11 protein-coding genes are annotated in these 16,469 nt (G+C 69.6%); 5 read left to right on the top strand and 6 right to left on the bottom strand.

Annotated elements, in window-relative coordinates; genetic code table 11:
- The first annotated feature begins 73 nt into the window (after positions 1 to 73).
- Positions 74 to 3,973, top strand: coding sequence for a DNA-directed RNA polymerase subunit beta' (locus tag IQ210_RS45090; RefSeq protein ID WP_194085059.1), 3,900 nt, complete (start codon positions 74 to 76; stop codon positions 3,971 to 3,973).
- Between the two features lie 76 nt (positions 3,974 to 4,049).
- Here the strand turns inward: IQ210_RS45090 and IQ210_RS48125 are convergent, their stop codons facing one another.
- From IQ210_RS48125 to IQ210_RS45060, 6 genes are all read right to left on the bottom strand, one after another.
- A complete protein-coding gene (locus IQ210_RS48125; protein WP_194085058.1) occupies positions 4,050 to 5,393 on the bottom strand; it encodes a M48 family metalloprotease in 1,344 nt (447 codons plus the stop codon).
- A 49-nt stretch (positions 5,394 to 5,442) separates the two neighbouring features.
- The gene (locus IQ210_RS45080; RefSeq protein WP_194085057.1) at positions 5,443 to 5,955 is read right to left on the bottom strand and encodes a Pycsar system effector family protein; all 513 of its coding nucleotides are present in this window, start codon (positions 5,953 to 5,955) and stop codon (positions 5,443 to 5,445) included.
- The gene (locus IQ210_RS45075) at positions 5,952 to 7,943 is read right to left on the bottom strand and encodes a hypothetical protein (protein WP_194085056.1); all 1,992 of its coding nucleotides are present in this window, start codon (positions 7,941 to 7,943) and stop codon (positions 5,952 to 5,954) included. Before IQ210_RS45075 ends, IQ210_RS45080 begins: the two co-directional genes overlap by 4 nt.
- A gap of 3 nt (positions 7,944 to 7,946) precedes the next feature.
- The gene (locus IQ210_RS45070) at positions 7,947 to 10,067 is read right to left on the bottom strand and encodes a hypothetical protein (RefSeq protein ID WP_194085055.1); all 2,121 of its coding nucleotides are present in this window, start codon (positions 10,065 to 10,067) and stop codon (positions 7,947 to 7,949) included.
- Positions 10,064 to 10,858 carry a hypothetical protein gene (locus IQ210_RS45065; RefSeq protein WP_194085054.1) on the bottom strand — a complete coding sequence of 265 codons (795 nt, stop codon included), beginning with the start codon at positions 10,856 to 10,858 and terminating at the stop codon, positions 10,064 to 10,066. The genes IQ210_RS45070 and IQ210_RS45065 overlap by 4 nt, the downstream gene beginning before the upstream one ends.
- 123 nt (positions 10,859 to 10,981) lie before the next feature.
- Positions 10,982 to 11,689: a Crp/Fnr family transcriptional regulator gene (locus IQ210_RS45060; RefSeq protein WP_194085053.1), complete on the bottom strand. Its 708-nt coding sequence runs from the start codon at positions 11,687 to 11,689 to the stop codon at positions 10,982 to 10,984.
- Positions 11,690 to 12,094: 405 nt separating this feature from the next.
- Between IQ210_RS45060 and rpsL the strand changes: the two genes are divergently transcribed.
- From rpsL to tuf, 4 genes are all read left to right on the top strand, one after another.
- A complete protein-coding gene (gene rpsL / locus IQ210_RS45055; protein ID WP_003948652.1) occupies positions 12,095 to 12,466 on the top strand; it encodes a 30S ribosomal protein S12 in 372 nt (123 codons plus the stop codon).
- A gap of 2 nt (positions 12,467 to 12,468) precedes the next feature.
- Entirely contained in the window at positions 12,469 to 12,939 is a 471-nt protein-coding gene (rpsG, locus tag IQ210_RS45050) for a 30S ribosomal protein S7 (protein ID WP_009330725.1), read from the top strand.
- Between the two features lie 39 nt (positions 12,940 to 12,978).
- Positions 12,979 to 15,105 (top strand): elongation factor G, encoded by a 2,127-nt coding sequence (gene fusA, locus IQ210_RS45045; protein WP_109497757.1) that lies wholly within the window; start codon positions 12,979 to 12,981, stop codon positions 15,103 to 15,105.
- A 143-nt stretch (positions 15,106 to 15,248) separates the two neighbouring features.
- Positions 15,249 to 16,442, top strand: a complete 1,194-nt coding sequence (gene tuf, locus IQ210_RS45040; RefSeq protein WP_059192910.1) for an elongation factor Tu — start codon at positions 15,249 to 15,251, stop codon at positions 16,440 to 16,442.
- Positions 16,443 to 16,469: the final 27 nt, after the last annotated feature.

The following is a 16,469-nucleotide window of genomic DNA, read 5'->3' as shown; positions in this document are numbered from 1 at the left end:
CCAGCAGGTCCCCGGCCCCAGGACCCCCGTATCAGACCCCAAGACTTACGACCCTGAGAGGGATTGACGCATAGTGCTCGACGTCAACTTCTTCGACGAGCTCCGGATCGGCCTGGCCACCGCTGACGACATCCGTCAGTGGAGCCACGGCGAGGTCAAGAAGCCCGAGACCATCAACTACCGCACGCTCAAGCCCGAAAAGGACGGACTCTTCTGCGAGAAGATCTTCGGTCCGACCCGGGACTGGGAGTGCTACTGCGGCAAGTACAAGCGCGTCCGCTTCAAGGGCATCATCTGTGAGCGCTGTGGCGTCGAGGTCACTCGCGCCAAGGTGCGCCGTGAGCGGATGGGCCACATCGAGCTGGCCGCTCCCGTCACGCACATCTGGTACTTCAAGGGCGTCCCGTCGCGTCTGGGCTACCTGCTCGACCTGGCCCCGAAGGACCTGGAGAAGGTCATCTACTTCGCGGCGTACATGATCACGTACGTCGACGAGGAGCGCCGCACCCGCGACCTGCCCTCCCTGGAGGCGCACGTCTCCGTGGAGCGTCAGCAGGTCGAGAACCGTCGCGACGCCGACCTGGAGGCCCGCGCCAAGAAGCTCGAGTCCGACCTGGCCGAGCTCGAGGCCGAGGGTGCCAAGGCCGACGTGCGCCGCAAGGTGCGCGAGGGTGCCGAGCGTGAGATGAAGCAGCTGCGTGACCGTGCGCAGCGCGAGATCGACCGGCTCGACGAGGTGTGGACCCGCTTCAAGAACCTCAAGGTCCAGGACCTCGAGGGCGACGAGCTCCTCTACCGCGAGCTGCGTGACCGCTTCGGCACGTACTTCGACGGTTCGATGGGTGCCGCGGCGCTGCAGAAGCGCCTGGAGTCCTTCGACCTCGACGAGGAGGCCGAGAAGCTCCGCGAGATCATCCGTACCGGCAAGGGCCAGAAGAAGACCCGTGCGCTGAAGCGGCTGAAGGTCGTGTCTGCCTTCCTGCAGACCTCCAACAGCCCCAAGGGCATGGTCCTCGACTGCGTCCCGGTCATCCCGCCGGACCTCCGCCCGATGGTGCAGCTGGACGGTGGCCGCTTCGCGACCTCCGACCTGAACGACCTGTACCGCCGTGTGATCAACCGCAACAACCGTCTGAAGAGGCTCCTCGACCTCGGTGCGCCCGAGATCATCGTCAACAACGAGAAGCGCATGCTTCAGGAGGCTGTTGACGCCCTCTTCGACAACGGTCGTCGTGGTCGGCCGGTCACCGGTCCGGGTAACCGCCCGCTGAAGTCCCTCAGCGACATGCTGAAGGGCAAGCAGGGTCGATTCCGTCAGAACCTGCTCGGTAAGCGTGTGGACTACTCCGCGCGTTCCGTGATCGTCGTCGGTCCGCAGCTGAAGCTGCACCAGTGCGGTCTGCCGAAGGCGATGGCGCTGGAGCTCTTCAAGCCGTTCGTGATGAAGCGCCTGGTCGACCTGAACCACGCGCAGAACATCAAGAGCGCCAAGCGCATGGTGGAGCGCGGCCGCACGGTCGTGTACGACGTCCTCGAAGAGGTCATCGCCGAGCACCCGGTTCTGCTGAACCGTGCTCCCACCCTGCACCGCCTCGGCATCCAGGCCTTCGAGCCGCAGCTGGTCGAGGGCAAGGCCATCCAGATCCACCCGCTCGTCTGCACCGCGTTCAACGCGGACTTCGACGGTGACCAGATGGCCGTGCACCTGCCGCTGTCCGCGGAGGCGCAGGCCGAGGCCCGCATCCTGATGCTGTCCTCGAACAACATCCTCAAGCCCGCCGACGGCCGTCCGGTGACGATGCCGACCCAGGACATGGTCCTCGGTCTGTTCTTCCTCACCACCGACGGTGAGCTCCGTGACACCAAGGGCGAGGGCCGTGCGTTCGGCTCCACGGCCGAGGCGATCATGGCGTTCGACGCCGGCGAGCTGGCTCTGCAGTCGCAGATCGACATCCGCTTCCCGGTGGGCACCATCCCGCCGCGTGGCTGGACGCCGCCGGTGGCCGAGGAGGGCGAGCCGGAGTACCAGTCGGGCGACAGCTTCCGGCTGCGTACGACCCTGGGCCGCGCGCTCTTCAACGAGCTGCTGCCCGAGGACTACCCGTTCGTCGACTACTCGGTCGGCAAGAAGCAGCTCTCCGAGATCGTCAACGACCTCGCCGAGCGCTACCCCAAGGTCATCGTGGCGGCGACGCTCGACAACCTGAAGGCGGCCGGCTTCTACTGGGCGACCCGTTCCGGTGTCACCGTCGCCATCTCCGACGTCGTCGTTCCCGAGGCGAAGAAGGAGATCGTCAAGGGCTACGAGGCGCAGGACGAGAAGGTCCAGAAGCAGTACGAGCGCGGTCTGATCACCAAGGAAGAGCGCACTCAGGAGCTCATCGCGATCTGGACCAAGGCGACCAACGAGGTCGCCGAGGCGATGAACGAGAACTTCCCCAAGACGAACCCCATCTTCATGATGGTTGACTCGGGTGCCCGAGGAAACATGATGCAGATGCGGCAGATCGCCGGTATGCGTGGTCTGGTGTCGAACGCCAAGAACGAGACGATCCCGCGTCCCATCAAGGCGTCCTTCCGTGAGGGCCTGTCCGTGCTGGAGTACTTCATCTCCACGCACGGTGCCCGTAAGGGTCTGGCCGACACCGCCCTGCGTACCGCCGACTCGGGTTACCTGACCCGTCGTCTGGTGGACGTCTCGCAGGACGTCATCATCCGCGAGGAGGACTGCGGCACCGAGCGCGGTCTCAAGCTCGCCATCGCCGAGGTCGGCGCGGACGGCGTGCTGCGCAAGGCCGACAACGTCGAGACCAGCGTGTACGCCCGTGCCCTGGCCGAGGACATCACCGTCGACGGCAAGGTGCTGGCCCCGGCCAACACCGACCTCGGCGACGTCCTCATCGACGAGCTGGTCAAGCACGGTGTCTCCGAGGTCAAGACCCGCTCGGTCCTGACCTGTGAGTCCGCCGTCGGCACCTGCGCCATGTGCTACGGCCGCTCCCTGGCCACCGGCAAGCTGGTCGACATCGGTGAGGCGGTCGGCATCATCGCCGCCCAGTCCATCGGTGAGCCCGGTACCCAGCTGACGATGCGTACCTTCCACACCGGTGGTGTGGCCGGTGACGACATCACCCAGGGTCTGCCGCGTGTCGTCGAGCTCTTCGAGGCCCGTACCCCGAAGGGTGTCGCCCCGATCTCCGAGGCCTCCGGCCGCGTCCGGATCGAGGAGACCGAGAAGACCAAGAAGATCGTCATCACGCCGGACGACGGCAGCGACGAGACGGCGTACCCGATCTCGAAGCGCGCCCGACTCCTGGTCAGCGAGGGCGAGCACGTCGAGGTGGGCCAGAAGCTCACCGTGGGTGCCACCAACCCGCACGACGTGCTGCGCATCCTGGGCCAGCGTGCCGTCCAGGTCCACCTGGTCGGCGAGGTCCAGAAGGTCTACAACTCGCAGGGTGTGTCGATCCACGACAAGCACATCGAGATCATCATCCGGCAGATGCTCCGCCGCGTGACGATCATCGAGTCCGGCGACGCCGAGCTGCTGCCCGGTGAGCTGGTCGAGCGCTCGAAGTTCGAGACCGAGAACCGTCGTGTGGTCCAGGAGGGCGGTCACCCGGCCTCGGGTCGTCCGCAGCTGATGGGTATCACCAAGGCCTCGCTGGCGACGGAATCCTGGCTGTCGGCCGCCTCCTTCCAGGAGACGACCCGAGTCCTGACGGACGCGGCGATCAACGCCAAGTCCGACAGCCTCATCGGCCTCAAGGAGAACGTCATCATCGGTAAGCTCATCCCGGCCGGTACGGGTCTGTCCCGCTACCGCAACATCCGGGTCGAGCCGACCGAGGAGGCCAAGGCCGCGATGTACTCGGCCGTCGGCTACGACGACATCGACTACTCGCCGTTCGGCACGGGCTCCGGCCAGGCCGTTCCGCTGGAGGACTACGACTACGGTCCGTACAACCAGTAGTAGTTGGTTCTGAAGTCCTGAAGGGCGGTCACCTCGTTTCGTACGGGGTGGCCGCCCTTCGGCGTTCCCGGGTGGTTCAGAGGCCGGTGCGCAGGTACGGCTCCAGGGCGCGGATGCGGGTGTGGTTGTCCGGGTGGGTGGACAGCAGCCGGGCGAACGCGCCGGGCTCCTTGAGACGGTGACCGGCCGCCACGACCTGCGCCTTCTCGCGGTCCTCCGCCGCCTGCAACTGGTACAGCACCTGGGTCATCTGCCCGGCGAAACCGAGGACGGCGGCCTGCTGGTCGGCGCGCAGCTCGGCCTTGCGGCCCGTGTAGGCGAGCAGATACGGGGCGAGGACGAGGGGCAGCGTGGCGTACCAGGCCGCGACGAACCCGCCGACGAGACACATCCCGATGACGAACGTGACCAGGAGATAGGCCCGCCAGGACAGCACAGCGGCGATGGCGAGGGCGATGCGCGCCACGAACTTCGTGACGGTCCAGGCGATCCGGCCGGGCAGCGAGTACCAGTAGCCGAGCAGGCCGGCCCAGGCGTGGCCGCCGGTGTGGTGGCCGAGTTCATGGGCGAGTACGGCGGCCAGGTTGCTGCTGGGGATCTCGTTGAGGGCGTACGTCGTGACGCTGACGACGTGTCCGGCGACCGCGGAGGCGTTGAGCTCGGGGCTGTTCTCCACCATCAGCTCGTAGCTGTGCGCCTCGATGCCGGCGCGGGCGGTGACCTCACGCCAGATCGGTTCGAGCCGGGCCTGCTCCTGGGCCAGCGGGGCGCGGAGCTTGAGGACGCGGCGGGCGAAGGCGAGCTCGGTGGGGCGGTGGAAGACGAGACCTCCGGTGGCCAGCCAGGCGAGGACGACGATCCAGCCGCCGGCCTCGCCGAACAACGCGAACGCGATGGTGCCGACCACGGCCGCGCTCACGATGAGGCTCGGCACGTGGACGAGCAGGCTCCCTATGGCGGTGGCGTCGGCACCGCGCTGGTGTGCGGCGACGTGGACCCGGGAGCCGAGGTGGCGGTAGTCGAGGTCGTCGGGGGCGGGGGCGGGGGTGGGGATGGGGGTGGGGTGCGGGGGGATGTGGGGGGTGGGCGCGGGTGTCGTGCTGGGGGCGGGCGGGGTGGTCGGGTACTGGGGTGGTGCGGCGGTGGGGTACGGGGTCGCGGGTGCTGTGGGGTACTGGGGTGGTGGGGCGGCGGGGTAGTACTGCGGGGCGGCGCCGGATGCGTACTGGGCGTCGGGGCCCGTGGGGTACTGCGGGGGTGGTGCCGTGGGGTACTGCGGGGAGGGTGCTGTCGGGTACTGGGGTGCGGCTGCCGTCGGGTACGAGGGTGGTGGTGGGGTCGCGGGGTACTGGGGTGGGGGTGGTGCTGTGGGGTGCTGTTGTTGTGGGGTGCCGGCGACCGGGTCTGGTGGTTGGGACATGGGGCTCCTTCTGCGCGTGTGAGGGTGGGGTACGTGTGTGTGGGCGGGCTCAGCCGGTCAGCAGGCCCGCGGGGAGCAGCAGCGCGCCCGCGCAGAAGGTGATCAGGCCGGCGCGGATCCACTGGTGCTTGCGGGCGGCGATGAGGCTGGTCTCGGTGAGGGACGCGGTGAGGCCGGCGGCAGGGTCGCGTTCGGTGTCGGCGAGGGCCTCGGCCAGCCGGCCGTCGCGTACGGCCCGTTGGACGTCGCCGAAGTAGCAGAGGGGGCGTCCCGGGGCCCATTCGCCGGTGCCGTACCGGGGCAGTACGGCGAGCAGCAGGGCGAACAGCGACAGGGCGAACGCGACGACTCCGGCCCACCACAGGACAGCGCCGGGGGCTGAGAGCGACTGGGGGCTCCACTGCTGGCCCGCCACCAGCCCGCTGAACACCCCGGCGGTCATCCCGAGCGCCGCGACCAGCACGGACGCCTTGCTGTCGGCGCGGGCTATCTCGCCGCGCATGTCGGTGAGGAGGCGCTCGGCGACCTGGCGGCCCGGGGGAGCGGTGACGGGGGCGGTCATGAGGGCTCCGCGTCGGGGGCGGGTGACCCGGCGGGCGGCGCGGGGGGCGGCTCCGGTGGGGCGGGGGCGCTGGCTTGGACGGGGGCGCTGGCTTGGGCGGGGGCGCTGGGCTGGGCGGGGGCGCTGGCTTGGATGGGGGCGCTGGGCTGGGCGGGGGCGCTGGCTTGGATGGGGGCGCTGGGCTGGGCGGGGGCGAACGGTCCCGGCGCGGGTGGGGTGACCGGGACGGGGCCGCCTGGCGGGGTCGGCGCGGTGGCGGTGCCGGGGGCTGATGCCGGGGGAGGGGAGCTCGGCGCCCCGGGCGTGGATGCGCCGCCCGAGGCGTATGGGGAGGGTGCGGCGTGCGGGGAGGAGGGCGGGGGTGCGCCGGTGGGTTGGTACGGGGAGGACGGCGGTGCGCCGGCAGGGTGGTGCGGCGAGGGCGGGGCGGCTGGGCCCGGGGCCTGGCCGGGCACGTAGGGCACCCCGGCCAGCGGCCCGTTTCCGGTCGGGTATCCACCGCCGCCCGGCACCGGTGGTACGTAGGGCCCTCCCGGCACGGCCCCGGCCCCCGGCGGGTACGCCTCGCCCGGCAGGCCTTCCGCTCCCGGCGGATACGCCCCGCCCGGCAGGCCCCCCGTCCCCGGCGGATACGCCCCGCCCGGCACGGGCCCCGGTACGTAGGGCCCTCCCGGTGGCGTTCCGTTGCCCGGCGGATACGCCTCGCCCGGTACCGGGCCTGCTCCCGGCACGTACGGCGTCCCCGGTGGCGGTCCGTATCCCGAGGTCGGCGTTGCCGGTGAGGGACCCGTCCCCGGCGCGTACGGTGCTCCCGGCACCGGCCCCGGCCCCGTCCCCGGCCCGTACGGCGCTCCCGGCACCGGCCCCGGCCCCGTCCCCGGCGCGTACGGCGCTCCCGTCCCCGGCCCCGACCCCGGCCCGTACAGCGTTGTCGGCGCGGGGCCCGCCCCCGGGACGTACGGCACCCCCGGTGTGGCCGTCTCCCCCGGGTAGGCGGGGCCCGGAGCGGCGGGGAGTTCACCCCCGGGGGCGTTCGGAGGCTGGGTTCTTCTGTGGAGGAGGTCGTCGATTTCCTGGCGGATCTGTTTCAGGGACTCGGCCTTCTGGTAGTCCTCCAGGTCGTCGCCGCTGATCAGTTCCAACTGGGTTTTGATGAAGGTCAGTTGGTCCTGGTGGATGTTGTTGATGACGAGCTGGGTGTCCTCGGGGTGGGCGGCGAGGTGGAGGGCCCAGGCGCCGACCCCGCCGTGCTGGAGCCAGTACTGGTAGAAGTGGATCTTCTCGGCGACCAGTTGCTGCTGCTGACGCTGTTGCAGCGCCTCCAGCTCGAAGCTCTGCTGCGCCGCCCGCATCCGGTACGCGTGCTCGGGGTCGAGCATGTCCGTCTCGTAGCGCAGCGCCCGTTGCCGCCGCCGGTGGGCGATCGCCTCGTCGTCGAGGCTGAGCCGGAGCACACAGGTGACCGTCAGGCCGATGCCGGCGGCGAAGGAGCCGACGGACAGGGCCTGTTGCACGGCCGCCTCCGCCGTCGCGCTGTCCTCGATGGAGTAGCCGCGGCTGACCGGGCGGGCGAACTGCTGGAGTTCGCGGGTCAGTCGGGTCGGTACGTCCCGCTCGCCGCTGCGGACGAAGGCCTCGGGGTCGTGCACCCGCCAGGTCAGGTCGGCCGTCGCGCCGAAGGCGAACGCGTCGTCGTCGCTGGGCAGCTGGAGGTCGAGGCGGACCGGGTGGCTGCCCATGTCGACCTCGTAGACGGAGGTGTAGCGGCGGGTCGCGGCGTCCGTGCGGCTGGGGCGGTGCGGCGGGACGTAGACGTCGTACGCCCCGCCCGCCGTCGCGAAGACCAGGGCGTGGTCGATCGCGGTGACCTGGCGGCGTGCGGTGTAGTCGAACCGTGAGATGGGCTTCACGGTGAGGACCGGGTCGATCAACGTGCTGTGCCGGTCGGCCTGTTGCTGCCACTCCGGCTGACGGCGGAAGTCCGCCATGGGTCAACTCCTCGACTGAGGCTGAGCGGATACAGAGGGGTGCAGCACGGCGAGCAGACGGTCGGCCACCGGGGGGCGCGGGCCGCCGTCCTCCGCTCGCATCGTGCGCAGTTCGTGGTCCAGGCGGTCGCGGTCGGCGGCCGTGACGATCAGGGCGGGCAGCAGGAACTCCAGGGCCCGGGCGGCGTCCGGGCTGCGCTGGGCGACCTGCGTCCAGGTCTGCAGGGCGTTCAGGGCCTGCCGGGTGTGGGCACGGTCGCCGAGGGCGGCGCGCCAGAGGGCGGCGAGATCGCGGGCCGAGTCGGTCTCGTACATGCCGGTGTCGGCGTACCACTCGACGAGCGCGCCCTCGTCGGCGTTGTCGCAGGCCCGTACGAAACCGGCCAGGGCGAGGGCCCGTACCGAAGGGGTGTCGTGCTGGAGCAGGCGGACCAGCTCGGAGAGCATCTCGCCGCGGCGGGTGCCCACGGACAGCAGCAGGGCCGTCGACTCGACGAGGTTGTCGCTCTCGGCCGGGGTGCTGTCGTCCACGCGGGCGCGGGCGGCGAGCGCGCTCAGGGCGGGGGCGGCCAGGTCGGGGCGGAGCGGGGCGAGCAGGCCCAGGGCGCGGATCGCGGTCCAGCGGCGGGCCCAGTGGCTGTCCGTGCACCAGCCGGTCAGCAGCCGCAGCACGACCGGGGCGTTGAGGAGCTGGGCGAGGACCAGGGTGTTCGCGGCGGTCACCCGGGGGCCGAAGGCACGGGAGACCGCCCAGCCGTCGATCAGCAGGGCCACGGCCGAGGGCAGGTCCGCGCGGGCGAGTACGGCGGCCGCGGCGGCGGCCCGGGTGCGGACCACGGGACGGCCGTCCCGGGCCAGCTCGCGCAGCCAGGTCACCAGCGCCGGACGCGCCGACGGATGCCCCGTCCACACCTCCGAGAGCAGCACGTGCGGGGTGTCCTCGCGCGGGAAGTAGGCGGTGAACTGCGGCACCGGCCCCCACTCGGTGCTCTCGTCCCGTGTCTCGCCCTCGGCGCCGGCCCGTTCGAGCCGTTCCTCGGCGCTCGGACCGAACACCGGGATCTCCGGCGGCTGTTCCGGCTCCTGGAGTCGCTGGAAGTGCACGAACAGCTTGTCGGCGAGCTCGGCCGCGAGGACGTAGGGGGCCTGGTCGAAGACGGCCAGCGCGATCAGGAACGCCTTGTCCCGCAGATCGGTGCTGGTGTCGCTCAGCCGGTCCCGGCACTGCTTGACCACCGCGGTCTGCCCGAAGTCCGCCAGCCGTGCCGCCGCCTCCGCGCTGCCGTCGTATCCGGTCAGCACCTCGGCGAACTCGGCCGCCTCGACCGGCCGGTGCGGTCCGCGCGCGAGGAACTCCCGCACCGGGGCGAGGCCGAGCAGCCGGCCCGCGTCGTCGCGCCGGCGCAGATGGGCCCGTACGACGTCCTCCGCGTCCGGCGGCTCCCAGGCCAGCGGGGGCACACCGGGCAGGAACGGCGACCGCTCGACCGTGATCACCAGGTAGCCGTCGGTCTGCTTGAGGCGGTCGACGGCGGCGTAGAGGTGGTTCTCCCGGAGCGGCCGGTTGCGGGTCAGGGGGAGGTCCCGCAGGACGTGGCCGCCGGGGCGGTCCAGCTGGGCGGTCAGGGTCGAGGGCGTGGTCTCGGAGGAGAGGGCGTGCACGGCCGGTACGCCGAGACGGTGCAGCAGCATCCGCGCGGCCGCGTACCGGCCGCAGGCGTGGGCGCCGGAGAGGACCAGGACGCGCTCCTCGCGCAGCCGGCGCAGCGCGGTCTCGAAGACGGGGCCGTCGACGAAGACCTCCGCGAGCGCTTCGAGGTGCTCGCGCGGTATCTCGCCGGACGGGGTCAGGTGCGCGGCCGACGCGTCGCCGTGGTGGTGGATCTCCGTCTTGCCGCCGAGGAACACGTCCCCGGTGACCTGCCCGCCGGACACCCCGTGCTGCGCCCCGCCGACCAGGCTGCCGCCGAAGCCGGCCCCCGGGCCGAGGATGAACCCCGGGGTGTGCGCGAACAGCTCGCGCTGCGCGGCCCGCGCCTCCTGCGTACGTTCCGCTGCGCCTTCTTCGGGCTCGCTGGGGACCGGCTGGGCCGCCGACACCTCCTCGGAGGCGGGCGTCGTCATGCCGCGTCACCCCCGGTGCCGCCGAGATGCACATTGCCGGTGACCTGTCCGCCGGACACCCCGTGCTGGTCCCCGGCGACCAGGCTGCCGCCGAAGGAGGGGGAACCGCCGGTGAAGTGGAACACCGCGGGCGGGGCCTGCCCCGGTGCCGGGCCGTCCCCCGAGGCACCCGGCACCGGGGCTCCCCCGCCCCCCGTTCCACTGTGGTCGTCGGACCGCGCGGGCACCGGCCCGTGCAGCCAGGCCTTCAAGGGGCCGTTCTTGCTGTCCACCGTCACGGCGTGGAAGGCGTCCGCCGGGATGCCCGGATGGTCGTGCCGCACGATCCCCGCGTGCACGGCGTCCGAGACGCACAGGGCGAAGTCGTCCCGGCGCTCGCGCAGGGCCGCGCGCAGAAGGGCCGCGTCGAGCAGGCGGCAGGCGTGGTTGAGGTCGGAGCCGACCCAGCCGTCGTGCTCGTCGACGGCGACGTACCCGGCGGCGACCACACCCCGCAGCCGGATCTGCGCCGACTTCGACGCCATGCGGTTGACCGAGCGGAGCTGCGCCGGGACCTCGGTGAGCAGGGCGCGCAGCAGCGCGGTCACGGACGCGTTCGCGTCGATCAGCTCCATCACCGCGTCACCCCGGTCGGCGCGCAGCCGCAGCGTCTCGTCGATGCCGGCGCGCTCCAGGGCGCGGTCGGTGACGTCGTAGAGCATCCGCCGTAAGTAGGCCTGCTCCACGTCGTCCCGGTCGCTGAACTTCTCGATGTCCAGGAGGAGGATCGTGCGGCTCACGGGGTCGGTCATGGTGGCCTTTCGGGTCGGGCGTACGGCGAGAAGAGTGGCCCTCGGGGCGGGGTGGGCGAGAGGGCGGATGACGCACTGGAACTGTGACCGTGTGCACAGAGGGCGCGGGGAAGCCCGTACGCCTCAGGTCTCCGCACGCGCGATCCGGCGCAGGACGTCCATGCGCACGATCCGCAGGGTGCGGCGGCCGGTGACCACCACGCCGCGGTCCCGCAGGTCCTTCAGCAGGCGCTGGACCATCTCGCGGGAGGCGCCCACCGAACCGGCCAGCTCCTGCTTGCTGAGCGGGACGAGGAGTTCGACGCCGGCCTCGGTATAGCGGGCGTTGGTGTGGGCCAGTTCCAGGAGGAGGGCGGCGAGGCGCTCGCGGACGTGCATGGAGGCGAACTCGATGCGGCGCTGGTCGGCGGCGCGCATCCGGTCGGAGGTGAGGCCGAGCAGGGCGTACGAGACGGCCGGGGAGTCGGTGAGGAACACCGTGAAGCGGTCCCGGTCCACCGCGACCGCGCGCACCGGCTCCAGCGCCGTCACCGTCGCCGAGCGGGGCCGCCCGGTCAGCGCCGCCGACTCGCCGACGATGTCGCCGGGGCCGCGCAGGGCGAGGAGCGCCTCGTAGCCGTTGACGGCGGCGGCGGTCACCTTGGTCCAGCCGTGGGTGACGAAGAGGACGTACGACGAGGGTTCGTGCTGGTGGAGCAGGACGTCGCGGGTGCGGAAGCGCAGCTCGCGGCCGAGCCCGAGCAGGGCCTCGCGGTCCTCCCGCTCCAGCCGGGCCAGGAAGGGCACCCGGTCGTCCAGGCTGTTCTCGCCCGGTAAGTCGGCCGCGGTCATGAAAGTCCCCCGTCTCCCAGTCGCCGCGCTCGTCACGCTGCGCAGCGACCCATCAACGTACTGAACTCGTCGGCGCCCTGAACGCGGTTCAGCGACATTCACAGATGTGGACAGGAAGAAGATCGTCGGGAGCCGAATGGAACGGGGATAATTCCGGCGCGTCGCACCCCGTCTCATTTGTTTTGACCGAAGTCCATGAGGTAGGTACGCTCAGACCTTGTGCCTGGGGTGTGCCCTGGCTCTCGTGCGTGTCTTCAGCCGCATCGCGAGCCGTGACACGGCCGCCGTAATCTGCGCCCTTTTCGCTTCGCGGCGAGAGTCTGCCGGATTCGACACACCCGACCGCGTGGGTCGGCGACGTTCCAGGTTAGCTGTACCCATCGGCACACAGAAACCGGAGAAGTAGTGCCTACGATCCAGCAGCTGGTCCGTAAGGGCCGGCAGGACAAGGTCGAGAAGAACAAGACGCCCGCACTCGAGGGTTCCCCTCAGCGTCGTGGCGTCTGCACGCGTGTGTTCACGACCACCCCGAAGAAGCCGAACTCGGCCCTGCGTAAGGTCGCGCGTGTGCGTCTGACCAGCGGGATCGAGGTCACCGCTTACATTCCGGGTGAGGGACACAACCTGCAGGAGCACTCCATCGTGCTCGTGCGCGGCGGCCGTGTGAAGGACCTGCCGGGTGTTCGCTACAAGATCATCCGTGGCTCCCTCGACACCCAGGGTGTCAAGAACCGCAAGCAGGCCCGTTCCCGCTACGGCGCCAAGAAGGAGAAGTAAGAATGCCTCGTAAGGGCCCCGCCCCGAAGCGCCCGGTCATCATCGACCCGGTCTACGGTTCTCCTCTGGTCACGTCGCTCATCAACAAGGTGCTGCTGAACGGCAAGCGCTCCACCGCCGAGCGCATCGTCTACGGCGCCATGGAGGGCCTGCGTGACAAGACGGGCAACGACCCGGTCATCACGCTGAAGCGCGCTCTGGAAAACATCAAGCCGACGCTTGAGGTCAAGTCCCGCCGTGTCGGTGGCGCGACCTACCAGGTGCCGGTCGAGGTCAAGCCCGGCCGTGCCAACACCCTGGCGCTGCGCTGGCTGGTCGGTTACTCCCGCGCCCGTCGCGAGAAGACCATGACCGAGCGCCTCCTCAACGAGCTTCTCGACGCTTCGAACGGCCTCGGTGCGGCCGTCAAGAAGCGCGAGGACACGCACAAGATGGCCGAGTCCAACAAGGCCTTCGCGCACTACCGCTGGTAGTCGCAGTCCACATCGAGACCGAGAGAAGACTGAAGCCTTATGGCTACCACTTCGCTTGACCTGGCCAGGGTCCGCAACATCGGGATCATGGCCCACATCGACGCGGGCAAGACGACCACCACCGAGCGGATTCTGTTCTACACCGGTGTGTCGTACAAGATCGGTGAGGTCCACGACGGTGCTGCCACCATGGACTGGATGGAGCAGGAGCAGGAGCGTGGCATCACGATCACCTCTGCTGCCACCACCTGTCACTGGCCGCTCGAGGGTGTCGACCACACCATCAACATCATCGACACCCCGGGTCACGTCGACTTCACCGTCGAGGTGGAGCGTTCGCTCCGCGTTCTCGACGGTGCCGTGACGGTGTTCGACGGCGTTGCCGGTGTGGAGCCGCAGTCCGAGACGGTGTGGCGTCAGGCCGACCGTTACGGCGTGCCCCGCATCTGCTTCGTCAACAAGCTGGACCGTACCGGCGCCGAGTTCCACCGCTGCGTGGACATGATCTCGGACCGCCTGGGCGCCCAGCCGCTCGTCATGCAGCTCCCGATCGGCGCCGAGGCCGACTTCAAGGGCGTCGTCGACCTCGTGACGATGAAGGCCCTGGTCTGGTCCGCCGAGGCGGCCAAGGGCGAGATGTACGACGTCGTCGACATCCCGGCCACGCACACCGAGGCTGCCGAGGAGTACCGCGGCAAGCTCATCGAGGCCGTCGCCGAGAACGACGAAGAGATCATGGAGCTGTACCTGGAGGGCGAGGAGCCTTCCGTGGAGCAGCTGTACGCCGCGATCCGTCGTATCACCATCGCCTCCGGCAAGTCCAAGGACACCACGGTCACCCCGGTGTTCTGCGGCACCGCGTTCAAGAACAAGGGCGTCCAGCCCCTGCTCGACGCGGTCGTGCGCTACCTGCCGACCCCGCTTGACGTCGAGGCCATCGAGGGCCACGACGTGAAGGACCCCGAGGTCGTCATCAAGCGCAAGCCGTCCGACGAGGAGCCCCTGTCGGCGCTGGCGTTCAAGATCATGAGCGACCCGCACCTCGGCAAGCTCACCTTCGTCCGGATCTACTCCGGTCGCCTGGAGTCCGGCACCGCCGTGCTGAACTCCGTCAAGGGCAAGAAGGAGCGCATCGGCAAGATCTACCGCATGCACGCGAACAAGCGTGAGGAGATCGAGTCGGTGGGCGCCGGCGACATCGTCGCCGTCATGGGCCTGAAGCAGACCACCACCGGTGAGACGCTGTCCGACGACAAGCAGCCGGTGATCCTGGAGTCCATGGACTTCCCGGCGCCGGTCATCCAGGTCGCCATCGAGCCCAAGTCGAAGGGCGACCAGGAGAAGCTGGGCGTCGCGATCCAGCGCCTGGCCGAGGAGGACCCGTCGTTCCAGGTCCACTCGGACGAGGAGACGGGCCAGACCATCATCGGTGGTATGGGCGAGCTGCACCTCGAGGTGCTGGTCGACCGTATGCGCCGTGAGTTCAAGGTCGAGGCCAACGTCGGCAAGCCGCAGGTGGCCTACCGCGAGACGATCCGCAAGGCCGTCGAGCGCGTCGACTACACGCACAAGAAGCAGACTGGTGGTACCGGCCAGTTCGCCAAGGTGCAGATCGCGATCGAGCCGATCGAGGGCGGCGACGCCTCGTACGAGTTCGTGAACAAGGTGACCGGTGGCCGCATCCCGAAGGAGTACATCCCTTCGGTGGACGCCGGTGCGCAGGAGGCCATGCAGTTCGGCATCCTCGCCGGGTACGAGATGACGGGCGTCCGCGTCACGCTTCTCGACGGTGCCTACCACGAGGTCGACTCCTCCGAGCTCGCGTTCAAGATCGCCGGTTCGCAGGCCTTCAAGGAGGCCGCGCGCAAGGCGTCCCCCGTGCTCCTTGAGCCGATGATGGCCGTCGAGGTCACCACGCCCGAGGACTACATGGGTGAGGTCATCGGCGACATCAACTCCCGCCGTGGCCAGATCCAGGCCATGGAGGAGCGGGCCGGTGCCCGCGTCGTGAAGGGCCTCGTGCCCCTCTCGGAGATGTTCGGCTACGTCGGCGACCTGCGCAGCAAGACGTCCGGCCGTGCGAGCTACTCCATGCAGTTCGACTCCTACGCCGAGGTTCCGCGGAACGTCGCCGAGGAGATCATCGCGAAGGCCAAGGGCGAGTAACGCACCCCCGTTACACGCTTTAGGCTTGACACCGACCGCCGGGGATCGCCCGGCACGGGAGAACCCCGGCGGGCGGCATCCCAGCAAAGATCACCTGGCGCCGATGAGTAAGGCGTACCAGAACCACTCCACAGGAGGACCCAGTGGCGAAGGCGAAGTTCGAGCGGACTAAGCCCCACGTCAACATCGGCACCATCGGTCACATCGACCACGGTAAGACGACCCTCACGGCCGCCATTACCAAGGTGCTGCACGACGCGTTCCCGGACCTGAACGAGGCCTCGGCGTTCGACCAGATCGACAAGGCTCCCGAAGAGCGCCAGCGCGGTATCACCATCTCCATCGCGCACGTCGAGTACCAGACGGAGACCCGTCACTACGCCCACGTCGACTGCCCCGGTCACGCGGACTACATCAAGAACATGATCACCGGTGCTGCCCAGATGGACGGCGCCATCCTCGTGGTCGCCGCCACCGACGGCCCGATGCCGCAGACCAAGGAGCACGTGCTCCTGGCCCGCCAGGTCGGTGTTCCGTACATCGTCGTCGCCCTGAACAAGGCCGACATGGTGGACGACGAGGAGATCCTGGAGCTCGTCGAGCTCGAGGTCCGTGAGCTGCTCTCCGAGTACGAGTTCCCGGGCGACGACCTGCCGGTCGTCAAGGTTTCCGCTCTGAAGGCCCTTGAGGGCGACAAGGAGTGGGGCCAGACCGTCCTCGACCTGATGAAGGCCGTCGACGAGTCGATCCCGGAGCCCGAGCGTGACGTCGACAAGCCGTTCCTGATGCCGATCGAGGACGTCTTCACGATCACCGGTCGTGGCACCGTCGTCACCGGTCGTATCGAGCGTGGTGTCCTCAAGGTCAACGAGACCGTCGACATCATCGGCATCAAGACCGAGAAGACCACCACCACGGTCACCGGCATCGAGATGTTCCGCAAGCTGCTCGACGAGGGCCAGGCCGGTGAGAACGTCGGTCTGCTGCTCCGTGGCATCAAGCGCGAGGACGTCGAGCGCGGCCAGGTCATCATCAAGCCCGGTTCGGTCACGCCGCACACCGAGTTCGAGGCCCAGGCCTACATCCTGTCCAAGGACGAGGGTGGCCGCCACACGCCGTTCTTCAACAACTACCGTCCGCAGTTCTACTTCCGTACGACGGACGTGACCGGCGTCGTGACCCTCCCCGAGGGCACCGAGATGGTCATGCCGGGTGACAACACCGAGATGAAGGTGGAGCTCATCCAGCCCGTCGCCATGGAAGAGGGCCTGAAGTTCGCCATCCGTGAGGGTGGCCGGACCGTGGGCGCCGGCCAGGTCACCAAGATCAACAAGTGATCTTGGCCCGACAGGGCTGACCGGTAG

The organism is Streptomyces justiciae (assembly GCF_015163075.1).
Taxonomy (GTDB): Bacteria; Actinomycetota; Actinomycetes; order Streptomycetales; family Streptomycetaceae; genus Streptomyces; species Streptomyces justiciae.
This window is presented reverse-complemented; position numbering and strand designations above follow the sequence as displayed.

Bases quoted from the DNA above. Each gene is read 5' to 3' on its own strand.
- IQ210_RS45070 (WP_194085055.1), bottom strand. From the start codon at position 10,067: ATGACGACGCCCGCCTCCGAGGAGGTGTCGGCGGCCCAGCCGGTCCCC.
- rpsG (WP_009330725.1), top strand. From the start codon at position 12,469: ATGCCTCGTAAGGGCCCCGCCCCGAAGCGCCCGGTCATCATCGACCCG.
- IQ210_RS45080 (WP_194085057.1), bottom strand. From the start codon at position 5,955: ATGACCGCCCCCGTCACCGCTCCCCCGGGCCGCCAGGTCGCCGAGCGC.
- IQ210_RS45060 (WP_194085053.1), bottom strand. From the start codon at position 11,689: ATGACCGCGGCCGACTTACCGGGCGAGAACAGCCTGGACGACCGGGTG.
- IQ210_RS48125 (WP_194085058.1), bottom strand. From the start codon at position 5,393: ATGTCCCAACCACCAGACCCGGTCGCCGGCACCCCACAACAACAGCAC.
- IQ210_RS45075 (WP_194085056.1), bottom strand. From the start codon at position 7,943: ATGGCGGACTTCCGCCGTCAGCCGGAGTGGCAGCAACAGGCCGACCGG.
- IQ210_RS45065 (WP_194085054.1), bottom strand. From the start codon at position 10,858: ATGACCGACCCCGTGAGCCGCACGATCCTCCTCCTGGACATCGAGAAG.
- fusA (WP_109497757.1), top strand. From the start codon at position 12,979: ATGGCTACCACTTCGCTTGACCTGGCCAGGGTCCGCAACATCGGGATC.